This window comes from Shewanella sediminis HAW-EB3, assembly GCF_000018025.1.
GTDB lineage: Bacteria > Pseudomonadota > Gammaproteobacteria > Enterobacterales > Shewanellaceae > Shewanella > Shewanella sediminis.
The window spans coordinates 4,420,171-4,434,030 of the sequence record NC_009831.1; the positions used below are offsets into that span (position 1 = coordinate 4,420,171).

At 49.3% G+C, this 13,860-nt stretch carries 8 protein-coding genes; 5 read left to right on the top strand and 3 right to left on the bottom strand.

What is annotated here, in order from left to right; all coding sequences use genetic code 11:
• Positions 1-347 precede the first annotated feature (347 nt).
• From SSED_RS18995 to SSED_RS19005, 3 genes are all read left to right on the top strand, one after another.
• Entirely contained in the window at positions 348-2,108 is a 1,761-nt protein-coding gene (locus SSED_RS18995) for a leucine-rich repeat domain-containing protein (RefSeq protein ID WP_012143965.1), read from the top strand.
• A 179-nt stretch (positions 2,109-2,287) separates the two neighbouring features.
• A complete protein-coding gene (locus tag SSED_RS19000; protein WP_012143966.1) occupies positions 2,288-2,605 on the top strand; it encodes a DUF1840 domain-containing protein in 318 nt (105 codons plus the stop codon).
• Between the two features lie 102 nt (positions 2,606-2,707).
• Positions 2,708-4,777: a M13 family metallopeptidase gene (locus SSED_RS19005; protein WP_012143967.1), complete on the top strand. Its 2,070-nt coding sequence runs from the start codon at positions 2,708-2,710 to the stop codon at positions 4,775-4,777.
• 154 nt (positions 4,778-4,931) lie between these two features.
• Here the strand turns inward: SSED_RS19005 and SSED_RS19010 are convergent, their stop codons facing one another.
• From SSED_RS19010 to SSED_RS19020, 3 genes are all read right to left on the bottom strand, one after another.
• The gene (locus SSED_RS19010; protein ID WP_223295926.1) at positions 4,932-6,209 is read right to left on the bottom strand and encodes an outer membrane protein transport protein; all 1,278 of its coding nucleotides are present in this window, start codon (positions 6,207-6,209) and stop codon (positions 4,932-4,934) included.
• Between the two features lie 404 nt (positions 6,210-6,613).
• Positions 6,614-6,862, bottom strand: a complete 249-nt coding sequence (locus SSED_RS19015) for a hypothetical protein (protein ID WP_012143969.1) — start codon at positions 6,860-6,862, stop codon at positions 6,614-6,616.
• A gap of 147 nt (positions 6,863-7,009) precedes the next feature.
• Entirely contained in the window at positions 7,010-9,307 is a 2,298-nt protein-coding gene (locus SSED_RS19020; RefSeq protein ID WP_012143970.1) for a molybdopterin-dependent oxidoreductase, read from the bottom strand.
• 367 nt (positions 9,308-9,674) lie between these two features.
• On the opposite strand from SSED_RS19020, the gene SSED_RS19025 reads away from it, so the two are divergent.
• Both SSED_RS19025 and SSED_RS19030 read left to right on the top strand, forming a co-directional pair.
• Positions 9,675-11,093 carry a trypsin-like peptidase domain-containing protein gene (locus SSED_RS19025; protein WP_012143971.1) on the top strand — a complete coding sequence of 473 codons (1,419 nt, stop codon included), beginning with the start codon at positions 9,675-9,677 and terminating at the stop codon, positions 11,091-11,093.
• A gap of 351 nt (positions 11,094-11,444) precedes the next feature.
• Positions 11,445-13,664 carry a TonB-dependent hemoglobin/transferrin/lactoferrin family receptor gene (locus tag SSED_RS19030; protein WP_012143972.1) on the top strand — a complete coding sequence of 740 codons (2,220 nt, stop codon included), beginning with the start codon at positions 11,445-11,447 and terminating at the stop codon, positions 13,662-13,664.
• Positions 13,665-13,860: the final 196 nt, after the last annotated feature.

Here is a 13,860-nt window from a genome sequence, read left to right on the forward strand (position 1 = left end):
TTTCGATATGGCGCGTAGATTAATTCAATTCAGGTAAAAGCGTTAATGAATTCTGTGAGAATCTAAGGCGTGTTCAGCAAGCATTCAGGTTTCTGGCAAAGCTAAATAAAGTGAAGCCAAGTCAAACGATATTCACCTCCCCCCATAGCTTATTGTTGCTTCATTAACCTGTTGATGAGTTTGTAGTTAAGTTATCCGGATCCAGCTCAAAGTAATCACATCCAGTTGAGACTTTCTTATTCGTTTTGATGCTCGCTTCTGTTAGTTTCCCTTTGTTTTAAAAGCATAAACCTAAAAAACATTACTGGTTAGATGACGATTGCGATGCAATCAAGGAAAAGGACTACATGAAATCATCGAAGTTAACTATTGGCTTATTGAGTACAAGCTTATTGGCACTATCGGGCTGCAGCCTCATTCAGGGACCCAAATTGGTCAGTGAGCTTGAGTTTAATGATCCACAATTTGCTCACTGCGTGATGCAAAACGGGCAGGAAGCGCTGGCTCAAATCACAGAACTTAACTGTAATAATCTTCAGGTCGGCGCCGTCGATGAAATTCGCTACATGCCGGCACTCACTGACCTGATCTTACTGGACAATGACATATCCGCAATAGATGTCGGATCGCAGCCAAACCTCAAACGCCTGATCATCGCAGGTAACCGGCTGACGGATATAGACCTCACCAAAAACCCAGAGCTCACCAGCCTCAACATCTCAGGCAACCGGCTCACGCATTTAGACCTTAGCGGTAACCCTAAGCTCAAGAGCCTCTATGCCTACAAGATGCCAATTGCCGAAATCGATCTCTCTTTGCAGTCAAAACTTCGAGATCTGGGCCTGAGCCGTCACAAACTAACCGGTATAGATCTGTCACGTAACCCACAACTTCAAAGCTTAAATCTATCTGTTGGCACGCTGCCACAGATTAACCTGTCCCATAACCCCAAACTGAGTCATCTGTACCTCTCCGGCAATAAGCTGACCCAGTTGGATCTCGGCGCGAATCCAAACCTGAAGCTACTGTCGGTCAGAAATAACCAGTTAACCAGCCTGAACCTGAAAGGCAAGCTGCAACTGAGCCAATTAAAAGCCGATTACAACCAGATCAGTGATATCGATTTCGGTAGCAACTCAGCGTTAAAAGAGGTCGAGTTAAACAATAACCAACTCACCAGCTTGGACATCTCAAACCAGACTCAACTCGAAAAGCTGACCGCCTTCAATAATCCGCTGCAGAGCCTTAAGAAAAATGATGAGCATGAAGTCGCGCTACTTTCACTCGAAGGTACCCCTTATGCCATCTCAAAAAAAGAGCTGGAGTCTGAGCAAAACGACGACAGCGATATCTCCAACCTGTTATCACCCAGAGTCAGCATCACTGAGGCGGGATTAATCACCCAGACAGGTAACCAATATGATGTATTCGGCACTCAGCTGGTCACCCCGTCTCTGGGACAATACATAGGTTATCGCTATACGGTCACCCTTCCCAAAGACCATAGGGGTAAGGTCGATGCTAAGCTGGCCAGGCAGAATCAGTTTCCTGTCACAGTGCGCATGACTCATCCGGAGATCATCGATCCTAAGACAGGTAAAGGGTTCACGACCTCAAGCTGGACAGACACCATGTTCAAGCACAACCGTAACCTGGCCATGTGGTACTTTGGCGATAAAAATGAGTTAGTCACCGGCCGCTGGACCCTGGAGCTTATTTACCGCGATTCAGTCGTGGCGAGAAAGTCATTTATGTTGGTCAACATGGATGAAAAACCTCAGCTAAACAGCAAACAAGCCAAGGCGGTTAAACAGGGACTTATGCTGACAAAACTGGTCACTCAAGGCGAAGCCGTCCTCTGCGCAGAAACCAAATACCGCACTTGTCTGGGCTTCGATTCGGCCAACAGCTGCGAGGTTAATCTCAGCCCCTTCAAAGACCAGTGTCAACAGGCCGCGCTCGACTTCAGTAAGAGACAGGCCAATAAGGGCAGCTCTGCCGACCAACTAAGAGGCTACTTCAGTCACTACACGGCTTGCATGGCCAAGAACTACATCAAGACCACCGAGCTGACTCCCCAAGAGGTCGGCGATTGTCTCGGAAAATAATGCCGATTGAGACCTCAGTTATTTTCACAGCTGATCACTGAGCTAATCCAATGTTAAGCAATAAAGCCCGCACCATGCGGGCTTTTTACTGGCGGACTCTTCAGTGCGCCTTCATACTGATGACATAAGCACACGCTAACTAACCGACGGCTGATACGCCATATAAAAAGAGGTCCTCCATGCTGGTAACCTTTAAGACTCAGTACTATTCAAACATCACAATGTTTGGCAATGTCGCTCTCACCTTTGTGAAGATCATGGGCCATAGCGGCACAGTTCCGGGAGCGATTCGAGCGGAGGATGTACCTGAAGCACTGCAAAGACTATCTAAGGCTGTAGAGCAGGTACCCGCTTCCCCACAATCCCCGCCAAGCTCCACCTATGATGACGATAACGAAGACAATGAGCCGGTGGTAAGCTTAAGACAGCGAGCCCTGCCACTTATCGAACTGCTGCAATCTGCGGTGGAGTCGGAATCGAACGTGATGTGGGAGTAACTCTCAACCTTTGCTAACAATTCTTTGGTTGACATTTTATGGCAATCTTAGAATATGGAGCCGTTTATCTAACTCCCCCTTAGCAAGGACGAAAATACAACAATGAAAAAATCCTTAATAGCTATTGCCTTAGCCACGACTTTTTTAGCGGGCTGCGGCACTTCAGACATCAACAACGAAGCGAAAAGTGAAATAACCAAGGTAACCCCCGGTAAAGCCGAGCTGGGTAGCTTCGGTGTCGATCTATCGGCGCGCAACGAAGCCGTTAAACCCGGCGATGACTTCTTTATGTATGCCAGCGGTACCTGGTATGACAACTATGTTATGCCGGCCGATAAGACCCGCTTCGGTGCATTTACCGGTTTGGCTGAGCGCAGTGAAAAACAGGTCAAAGAGATCATCGATGACATCGCCAGTCGCAGCGACCTGAACGATGAAGAGCAATTAATTGCTGACTTCTACAAATCATACATGGACACAGATACCATCAACAAGCTGGGGATCACCCCAATTCAGGCCACCCTAGATCAGATAGCTGAGGTCAAATCTACCGATGATCTAACTAAGGTATTTGGTAACGCCTGGCTCACGGGCGCTGCATCTCCCATCGGTGGTGGCATGTGGTTTAATCGCCTCGACCCGAATCAGTACGAGATGTCTGTCGGCGCCGGCGGCTTAGGCTTACCCGATCGCTCCTATTACCTCGAAGACAGCGAACGTTTCGTCAAAATCCGCACCGCCTATGTAGAACATATTGCCGAGATGCTGACCTTTGCCGGCGTTAAAGACGGTAAAACACAAGCGACTGCGATTCTAGCCCTGGAGACTAAGATGGCAGAAGGCCAATGGCCAAGAGAGAAACGCCGTAACCGCGACCTCACCCTGAATCAGGTAAAACGTGAAGACTTAGCCAAGCAGTACCCGGGGTTCAATTGGGATACCTACTTCGCTCAAACCGGTTACCAGGTGCCGCAACTAAACATCTCGCAGCCTGAGCCGGTAAAAGCCATGATTGCTTTAGTTAATGATGAGTCCCTCAGCGTTTGGCAGGACTACCTGACGTTCCACACCATCAGTAACAATTCGGACCTACTGTCTGAAGATATCTACGCCGCGAATTTTGCGTTTTATGGTAAGACCCTAAGTGGTCAGGAGGAACCTAAGCCTCGCTGGAAACGTGCCGTTGCAGAGATGTCAGGCACGCAGTCTCTGGGCTTCGCCATAGGTAAGGTCTACGTTGCACGCTACTTCCCTGAGTCATCAAAACAGCAGATGGCAGAGCTGGTTGAAAACCTGCGTAGCGCCTTGGGCCAACGTATCGATGGTCTCGACTGGATGGGCGCGGATACCAAGGTCAATGCCCACGCTAAGCTTGCCGCATTTACCCCTAAAATTGGTTACCCTGACGTATGGCAGGAGTTCGAAGGGTTAACGCTAACAGGCGAAGATTTAGTCGGCAATATCGCTAACTTGCGTCAGTTCTTTAAGGCTGAAAGTGTCGCCAAAGAGCTGAAGAAGACTGACCGTAATCGCTGGGGCATGACGCCACAACGTGTTAACGCCTACTACAACAGCTCATTTAACGAGATTGTCTTCCCGGCTGCCATCCTCCAACCACCATTCTTTGACCCTAACGCCGACCCAGCCGTTAACTATGGTGGTATCGGTGCAGTTATCGGCCACGAGATGGGCCACGGTTTCGACGATCAAGGCTCAAAGTCCGATGCCAACGGCATCCAGCGCAACTGGTGGACAGACGAAGACCGCGCCGCCTTCGATGCAAAAGCCGATAAGTTAGCCGAGCAGTACAGCAAGTACGAGCCGATCCCGGATAACTTCGTCAATGGCCGTAACAGCCTGGGCGAAAATATCGGTGATGTGGGTGGTTTAGCCATGGCTTACCATGCCTACAAGCTCAGCCTGAACGGCAAAGAAGCCCCGGTGATCGATGGTGTAACCGGCGATCAACGTTTCTTCCTCGCCTGGGCTCAGGTATGGAAAGAGAAGCGCACCGAACAGAGCATGCTCAACCAACTCCGTGGCGGCACTCACGCACCGGGCCGATACCGCGCCCAGGCACCACGAAATCATGATGCTTGGTACAAGGCTTTCGATGTTAAGCCAGGTGACGAACTATACTTGCCGGAAGACCAGCGCGTCCGTATCTGGTAATAGATTCAAGGTTCGAGACTTGAGGTTTTAGGTTGATATAACCCATGTAGGAGCGGCTTTAGCCGCGAAGCTTTTAGGGTTCTAGGTTCGTTAAAAGTAAAAATGCCAGTCAGAAATCTGACTGGCATTTTTTACATCGGCTTAGCTGAAGAGTCTAAAAAGTCCGGTTGTATTGCAATCCGACCATCATGGCGTTGGCATGACTCGTCGCCGTAAGATTGGTGGCCAAATAGGTGCCGCTGGCGATATCTATCGGGATCATAGGCTTCGACTCAACCACACTCACATCTTCGCCTAATACATAGGTAAAACCAAAATCTAAGTCAGAGTTTGGCGTTAATTGGTAAGTGAAACCGGTTGAGAAAAACTGCCTGTTCGAATCAGGTACCGAAATCGAGGTCAGCTTATCCTGCGCGCTGGTATCGTACAGGTAGCCCGCCCTAAGGGTCCAGGCACTGTTCAGGTAGTAAGTCGCACCGATAGCGTAGTGCCAACCATCTTGCCACTCATAACGATTAAGTGTACCACTGGTCTCGGCATCGAGATTTTCAAACACGCTCCAACCTATCCATTGAATACTGTAATGCAGCGCGATATTGCTATTTTCGAGGTGATGAAAACCGGAAAATTCAGCCATGCTCGGCAAAGGGATCACTACCGTATCGTCGATAGGGCCGGACTCGCCCAAATACCCCGCGTAGTCGACATCCCCTTCAGTCTCCATTTCAGGGCTGTAACGATAGGACAAACCGAAGCGATTGTTATCATCGAGTTCATACACGGCGCCCAGATTAAACCCCAGTCCCCAGCCTTTGGCATCGACAGTCAACAGGTTAGTGTCTGTAGGTTGCAGGCTCCTCTTGAGCTTGCCTGTACTGGCGATGATATCCAGCCCTGCACCTATGCTGAAATGCTCACTCATGCGATAGGAGCCCGATAGCCCCAGGTTGTAGCTCTTCACTTCACTCATACCACCATACTCGCCGGCGATATAATCCTCACTATATTCAGTTTTAGTACCGAAGTTTGAATACGCGTTAATGCCCCAGGCGAACTTGTCATTAATCGGCATAATAAAGTGGATATTGGGGGCAATGGCGTTGTCACCGGCATCATCATAATTTGCGGATTGAGACGAGCTATCGACGAGTGCCCCCTGGCTATATAAATCGCGGGTATAAACCGCATCTTTGACTTCGACCATAGAGGTGATACTGATAAATCCTGCCGACAATGCGGCCTCTTTAAACAGTGCCATGGTGGCGGGATTACGTGCCATAGAGGAGGCGTTATCAGCAATGACCGCATCCCCGGCAAAAGCGCGTCCCAAGCCAGCATTCGATTGCGCATTAAGCTGAAAGCCAGCACTGTATGCCAGTTGTGGTAACAATATCGTTGTGCCAATAATGATTGTTTTGTTCAATCGACTCATCTTTCTCATAGATTGCTACCCTCTGACTCCCGCCCTTTCCGGGCTTATCGAGTTTGGTTTATCGAACTTGGCTTAACTGAGTAAACGCAGCCATGCAGACTGACGTCAAAATTAGAGTAAAAACACTACACTGATAGTATGTGAATATCGAGCGCATTAATGAAATTAAGGTCGTATTTTGGACTAAAAAGTAAAAAAAATTGTTGAATAGTGAAGCGGATGTTTCAGATGCGAGAAATGGGAGTGAGGATACGAAGTACGAGGATTAGAGAAGCCAGGATATCTCGTGCCTCTCCTCTTGCCTCTCACCTATCTATAAGGAATAGTGAGATAGTGGAATGAGGAGATGTCGATTAACCTGACATCTCTGGGGCTTCCCTTGCCTAGTGCCTAGTGCCTAGTACTTAGTGCTTAGTGCTTACACCATTGCGGACCATCTCTTTACCTGTGTCGAAGATCTCTTGGGTGATCCAGCGGGCATGAAGCAGTTTATTGTTGTTATCGAATACCGCAACGAAATGGCGACCATCGGCGTTATTGGTTGCCATACCCACACCGGCAACACCTTCCAGACCTAAGCCACCATTTTCAACCGACAGTAAAAAGCGTTCCAGCTCTTCCAGGCTATCGATAACATTCAATTCATCATTCATTGTTTAATACTCTTAGTTCTTTTCCGGCCGCAGGCAGCAAAGCCTCAACGTCAATATGTGGCGTACTCTACAGATCATAGTCGATGATTTGAAGCCCTCTGTAGGCACTGAATCTGAATGAGTAAGCTACTCTCAGTAAAAGAGTGCTCAGCCAGGCTGAGTCTCAAGTTTGCGGATTCTGCACCACTGACTCTTCAATCGATTCGAGCCACTGATGGGATCCGATTGAGTCTGCTCTATGATGCCATTATAGTTTTTGCCACTTTCCTGCCAGCCATACTGAGCACACAGCACATTTTTCGCTAAGTCGGCATTGAGCCTGGCAATCGCTGTCATTCGGCCGATGGGGGTCTCAATAATGATTGTCTGATTGGCGCTAATTGACAACTCTTGAGCCAGTGCCCTGCTTATCTCGACAAGCGGAGCATCGGCACGACGATTCAGCATCCCGATATTCTTATGTTGGCTATGACAATGTGCCCTGAATTTTGCAGAGGTAAGGATAAGCGGGTAGTCAGAGGGGGCCTGAATTTCAGGGAACTGAGGAACAGGTGAATATCCTGACTTAAGCAGACACTCTGAATAGAGCTCCAGCTTGCCGGAGTGTGTATTAAATCCCTGATTTCGATATTTCCGGTAATGGGTCTTAAGCCCTAAGTCTATGCCGGCCGGTTGTGCCTTAAGCTCTGATAAGCTAACTCCGGTAGGCGCCAATACCTCCTCGAGGGCAGCATCGATTTCTCCTTCCCAAAAGTGCTCCCCCAACCCCAGTTGTCCGGCGAGTTCAAACACAATACTGGTATCCGACTTAGCCTCGCCCAGAGGTTCGATAACAGGTTTACGCAGCTGCAACAGGGATTCAGCCTGTTGTGAAACCAGAAAGCCTGGGGTGAGTCCCGAGCGTTCCCACGAGCTGGATACGGGCAGCACGATATCGGCCTCTTTGGCCGACTCATTCATAAATAGATCCGCATGGACATAGAACTCCAACTCCCGCAGAGTCTCACGCACGAAAGCTTCATTGGGTTTAGTCGCTATCGGGTTGCCGCCAAAGGCGATGAGGGCACGGGTTTTATAGGGCGCTTTATGTATCACACTTCTATGCAGATCGTTTGAGTTAACCCAGCCCATCTTCCAGGGGCCCAGAGGCTTGTCAGCCCCCAGCGCCTCTTTTCGCAGCTCACTGCTCAGTAGTGAAAACCCCATAAGATTATTAACAGGCGGCTTAGAGAAGTAGACATTTCCCCCTCGCTTATCCAGGCACCCGGTGAGTCCATATAGGCTCGCTATCGCTAATGTAGTCTGTGTAGCCTGTTGATGCTGGGCGGTCCCCGTCCAAGAGAAATAACTCACCGCCTTGGACTCGCCGATCATCGAGGCCATCTGCTCAATTTGCTCAGCCGAAATACCGGTTACAGATTGGGCATACTCAAGGGTGTAGCGCTGACATGCATCTCTATAATGAGAAAAAGCGGGCCGACATGAAATCCCATTAAGTTCTATCCTGTCGTCCAGGGCAAACAGGGGATCTTCTATCGAGTCGCTCTGGTATTCACATGACTTAACATCATAAAGCACAATGGCTTGCGCTCGCTCGTCCCAGGCAACGAGTTGCTCAGGGTCATTAGCACCACACTGTCCCAGATCTTCAGCGGTCAGCAGGCTGCCGTTATCATCGCGCACTAAGAGTGGGCCGTTACTCCAACGACGAACAAAGCTTTGGTCATATTGCTTATTAGCGATTAACAAGTTCGCTAACGCCATAGCCAACGCCCCATCGGTTCCCGGAGTGATGCCCATCCACAAGTCAGATTTTTCGGCCAGCCCCGCTTTTCTGGGATCGATAACGATCAGTTTCGCCCCGCGTTTTTGCGCCTCAGTCACTTGCAGAGCATGAGCCGGCCAGGTTTCTTTCGGATTAAAACCCCACAACAAGATACAGTCGGTATTTTTATAGTCAGGCATGCCTATGCCTTGACCGAATACATAAGCATGAGAAAAGTCTTTGTGCCAATTACAGTTTTCAGTAGCAAACAGCTTATTGGGAGATCCAAACGCATGAGCCAGACGATTAATCCAGATAAAGCTATCTGCAATGGCCGTGGCGCTCGGTGTCGTTATGCCCCAACAAACAGATTTGGCACCACTTTGTGATCTGAATTGGCCGAGTTTATCGGCGATAGTGCCAAGCGCTTGCTGCCACGAGATAGGTTGCCAACCGGGATTATCGCTCCCCTTGGGCTGAGTGCGCTGCATAGGCATGAGTAAACGGTCGGGATGATAAACTATCTGCGGCGCCGCTTTCCCCTTAACACAGACAACATCTCCGGTCGGATGACCCGCAAGATTCTGTACCTTAGTTAGCACCCCATCTTTCACCGTAACCAGACAGCCACAACGCGAAATACATTGAGCGCAATAACTTGGCACTTGCTGCTCACTCATGACTTTCCCCTATACGAGCTCAAGAAGACCCTCTTCGATTCTGGCAGCTTACCTCTATTGGCTCTGTGTTCACAAATCCGGAGCGACAGAGTTTGAACTGCTCCCCCCCATTAACCATAGCCGCAGATGCTTGTCGGTCTTTAACTACCCATATAAAAAGCCGAGCCTGGCATCCCTGAATGCCAATCAACATGAGAAGTACTATTAATTTTAGTTAATTTTCCCCTACGGGATTAGGAGTTTCCCTAAGCATTGAACCAGTTAGATTTGGCGCATAACAGGATAAAGCCCATGATACCCGTGGAGGGCTTCATCACCTGCAAAAACAGCTATATTTAATAGAGGGGAAACTACGCAGGTAAAACAGATGAAGTACTTCAATCAACTCCTCATAACCCTATCATTAGGGCTTGCCATACTCTCTTCCGCCCAAGCCTTGGCCGCGAATAAGGCCCCGGAAATAGCATCGAAAGGTCAGGCCATAGCTGAGCAGAAACAGGCAATGAAAAACTTGCATGGACAACTCAACGCATCCCTCCGTGCAGCAGAGCGACACACAGTCGAACTGACCACCAGTGAACTCAGCACCTTAACCGCACCAGGGGTGGATCCCACCGGTCGTTACCGGGTCGGAGTACATCGCGCCGTCGGAAAATCGGTTTCACACGATAATGCCGATCTGATTATTAATATTCCCGGCGCCTATGCTGTTCGACTGGAGCTGGCCCATGTGAAGGGTGTGGTTTCTGTGTTCAACGAGTCAGGCCAGGCTCGCCAGTACACAGAAGATGGCTTCACCCATACCTTTATCGGTGAAGAAGTGACAGTTCGTGGCGCGGCTCATATAGAGGGCGCGGGTGCCGTCAATCTCGCAGGGAACCTGTGTAACTTCAATGCCTCCTGTGTTGAGAATGCACAATGCACCAGCATTCCGAACGATATAAATGCCGTGCGTAACGCCTACGCCAGCATACTATTCAGATCCGGTGGTTTCTATTATGTCTGCTCAGGAGGCCTTGTCGCCGACAGCGACAGCAATAGTGAAGTTCCCTACTTTCTGACGGCCAGGCATTGCGTCAGTAAGGGCCGGGAAGCCAGAACTGTCGAAACCTTCTTCCAGTATGTCCAAAGCAGCTGTTCCGAGCAGCAAAATTGTTCTCTCCCCGACTCCAACACAGTTGGCTCAACCATAGTCAAGAGCGGCAGAAAAGGTGACTACTCCCTGCTCCGACTCTCGGATCCCCCCCCCTCCGATTCTGTATATCTGGGCTGGAACTCAGACCCCATAGCATCCACCGATGCAGCCGAACTGTTTCGAATAAGCCATCCGGGCGGTGCTCCTCAGGCATACTCAAAACATGAGGTGGATATTGATGCACCAAACTGTAGCTCCTGGCCACGGGGAAACTGGATCTATAGCCGCGATCTATTGGGTGCTACCGAAGGTGGCAGCAGCGGCTCACCGGTATTAAACGGTGATGCCGAGATAGTGGGCCAACTCAGCGGCGGCTGTGGCTTCAATGTAGGAGACGTATGTGACTATGGTAATAACGCCACAGTCGATGGTGCCTTCGCCGCATATTACTCAGATATTTCACAGTTCCTCGGAGGCGGCGACCCTGACCCCGGTGGTGATTGTACCGATGCCGACGGAGATGGCTGGTGCGTCGAAGAGGGAGATTGTGATGACGCTGATCCTCAAGTGAACCCCGGCAGGAATGATCGTGGACGCAAATGGGGGGATGATGGAAAAGATAATGACTGTAATGGCATTATCGACGGTTAAGCCCATACCACTATCGCCTAACACTGCTATCAGCTAAAGCCGCGATAACTTCAGACAGCCACCAAGCTTTGGTGGCTGCCAGCCTCTTGGCTAGACTCCCCCAAAAAAAATGGCACCTCCAAAAAGACCTAATCGGTTAGGTTTAACTATGGTTGGCACGGTATGTATGAACAGCCCTAAGACCCGAATTCGACAGCAAAAACAGGTGTGTTCTACTTTCCATATTTAGCCCTATTTTTCACCAAACAGCCAAATTTACACGTCAACAACAAGACCACACTAGCAGAAGGGTATAAGATAGTGCTCACTTAAGGATAATAATTCTCATTACCATAACAAATAAGGTGTACGATGAACAAGCTCCAAGTTAGTGTACTGGCGCTGGCAGTCACTGCAGCGCTACATGCTCAAGCCGAAGAGATCTCTTCAGTATCCAAATCAGAACAAGGATCGCCCCCCGAAAAAACTGAAGTAATAGTTATTTCCGGCTCGCGTATGGAGCAAGAAATTCAACAGGTTGCGGGCTCAATCTTAGTCATTGACGAAGCGGCTATCGAAAAAAGCATGAGTAACGACTTTGGTAGCTTGTTCCGTAATGAATCCGCTGTCGGGGTAAAAGGCGGGGCTGGCAAACCAACCACGGTCACCATTCGTGGTATCGGTGGTAACCGAGTGATGATGGTGAAAGACGGTGTACGCGTCAATAACCAGTATGCCTCACCACTGGGACCAGGCGCCGAAGGTACCGGGCGTGGACTCACCGAAGTGCAGAGCCTGAAGCAAGTGGAAGTCGTCAAAGCGGCGGCTTCTACCATGTACGGCTCAGATGCCCTCGGTGGTGTGGTAGTCATGCGTACAAAAGATGCCAGTGATTATCTGATGGGTGATGAGACTTACCTGTCAGTCAACGGTGGCTATAGTGGTATCAATAATGAGTACAGCGCCGGCTTTACGGCCGCCAACAGCGTAGGAAATTTTGAAAATTTACTCACCTACCAGCGCCGTGAGGGTGAAGAGACACAGAACTATCAGCAAGACCTGCCGGACTCAGATTTAGTGCAGGACAGCATCTTACTGAAAAGTAAGTACCACTTCAATGACCACACCTCCTTGCAGTTGAGCGTCGACTATCTGGAGCAGAAACTTGAACGTTGGGAGCCGATGTTTGACGACAGTTCAGCATTAACGGAGCAGATCGATACCCGGCGCGACACCCAGGTACTTAACGGTGCGTTGCAACTGCGCTCAGATAAGCCCAGTGCGCTGCATGATAACCTGACCGTGGTGATGTATTACGGCGCGACTAAGCAGAACGAAGATCGTGATTACTATAGTTTTGACGGCAACAAGCAGTCGACCAATGATCGCAACAGAGAGTACATCTTTGAAGATGAGCGCCTGGGTATTAACAGCACCTTTAATAAATACATAGGCGAAGAGAGCTATGGCCATAACATCACCTACGGGATGGATCTTGAGCTGTCGAGCATGTTGCGTCACCGCACCTACGCCGAACAAGATAGCGGAGAATGGCTAGTCAGCCACCCCTTTACCTTCGCCGATACCGATAGCCAACGAATCGGTGTTTTTGCTCAAGATGATATCAAACTGCTCGACGGAAAACTGAACCTGATAGCTGGGATCCGTTTCGACAACTTTGAAAATACACCAGACAAATCAACCCTGACCTCTGAGCAAGACCCGGCAAATTTTGATGCCATGAGTGAAAGCTTCTGGTCACCCAAATTGGGACTTATCTATCACATAACAGATGATGTCAGCGTCTACGGACAGTACACCTATGGCTACAAGATGCCTACCCCGGATCAGAAGTGGGGAGAATTGGTGATTAATGAACCCGGCATGCCGATGGAAGTATTACTCAAGCCTAACTATGATCTGGAATCGGAACAGAGCAACACCTTCGAAGCCGGCGTTCGTGGCAGCCATAACGATACCAGTTACGAGCTAACCCTGTTCTACAGTCAGGTAAAAGATTACATCGACTGGCAGTTCCTGGGCATGGAGATGTTTCCACAGATGAACCTTCAGTACGGCTACTTTAACCGTGAAGAGGTTAAACTGTACGGCTTTGAAGCCCAGGTGAATCAATGGATAGGTGATAGCTTAGAGCTATGGGGAAACCTATCTTACACCCATGGTGAAGATGAAAACGGTGACTACCTTAATAGTGTCAGCCCTATGCGAGGAACACTTGGTGCCAACTACTACACCGAACTTGCAGGTATGGAAGCCGATGTGGCAACGGTAGTGCGTTTTGCCGATCAAATGGATCGTACCACTGACCTGGATATATTTCCGGGTATGGACACATTTAATAGCGTGTACAACACCCCCGGTTATGCGGTGGTTGATTTAACCTTTGGTCTGCGGCTCAACGATAGCTGGAAGCTAAGAACCGGTGTGTACAATCTATTTGATAAAGAGTATATCGATTATGCCGATGTTGCCGGCCAATCGAAATACCTGCTCAATTCACTTGGCACGCCCGATACCAACTTCACTCAACCTGGGCGCTATTTCAATGTCAGCGTGAACTATCAGTTCTAAAACCACTTAAGTGAACTGGCATTCGGTGATTCTACAATCAATGACAAGCGAGTGAACCGCAAGTGATGACAGTCTCAAAGTCTGTCATCACTTACCTTCTTGGAAACAAAAGGCAACCAGCAAACAATACCGACATCTTCCACTTCTCCCCAGCTGCGGCAGCGGTCAAATCTCGATATGCCTTAGATCTCCAAGC

What these genes read in the sequence shown, in the direction of transcription:
- SSED_RS18995 (WP_012143965.1), top strand. Translation starts at nt 348, where the DNA reads ATGAAATCATCGAAGTTAACTATTGGCTTATTGAGTACAAGCTTATTG.
- SSED_RS19000 (WP_012143966.1), top strand. Translation starts at nt 2,288, where the DNA reads ATGCTGGTAACCTTTAAGACTCAGTACTATTCAAACATCACAATGTTT.
- SSED_RS19005 (WP_012143967.1), top strand. Translation starts at nt 2,708, where the DNA reads ATGAAAAAATCCTTAATAGCTATTGCCTTAGCCACGACTTTTTTAGCG.
- SSED_RS19010 (WP_223295926.1), bottom strand. Translation starts at nt 6,209, where the DNA reads ATGAGTCGATTGAACAAAACAATCATTATTGGCACAACGATATTGTTA.
- SSED_RS19015 (WP_012143969.1), bottom strand. Translation starts at nt 6,862, where the DNA reads ATGAATGATGAATTGAATGTTATCGATAGCCTGGAAGAGCTGGAACGC.
- SSED_RS19020 (WP_012143970.1), bottom strand. Translation starts at nt 9,307, where the DNA reads ATGAGTGAGCAGCAAGTGCCAAGTTATTGCGCTCAATGTATTTCGCGT.
- SSED_RS19025 (WP_012143971.1), top strand. Translation starts at nt 9,675, where the DNA reads ATGAAGTACTTCAATCAACTCCTCATAACCCTATCATTAGGGCTTGCC.
- SSED_RS19030 (WP_012143972.1), top strand. Translation starts at nt 11,445, where the DNA reads ATGAACAAGCTCCAAGTTAGTGTACTGGCGCTGGCAGTCACTGCAGCG.